Consider the following 279-nt stretch of genomic DNA (forward strand, 5'->3'; position numbering starts at 1 on the left):
TCGGTGATGTGACCCGGGACCTGTCCACCCTGATGCGCCAGGAAGTGGAGCTGGCCAAGGCCGAACTCAAACAATCCACCTCCCGGGCCGGCAAGGGCGCAGGCATGCTCGCCGGCGCCGGGGTAGGCGGACACTTCGTCCTGCTCTTCCTCTCCCTGGCCCTGATGTGGGCCCTGGGCGCCGTCATGGCCCTGGGCTGGGCCGCGCTGATCGTCGCCGTGATCTGGGCGATCATCGCCGCAGTCCTGGCCTCGATCGGCCGCAAGGAACTCAAGCAGA

At 68.1% G+C, this 279-nt stretch carries 1 protein-coding gene; it reads left to right on the forward strand.

What is annotated here, in order from left to right; all coding sequences use genetic code 11:
* Positions 1-279: phage holin family protein (locus ACETK3_RS21400; protein WP_373993606.1), on the forward strand; the 279-nt coding region annotated here is incomplete at both ends.

This window comes from Arthrobacter sp. E44 (genome assembly GCF_041877125.1).
In the GTDB taxonomy this organism is placed as follows: Bacteria; Actinomycetota; Actinomycetes; order Actinomycetales; family Micrococcaceae; genus Arthrobacter.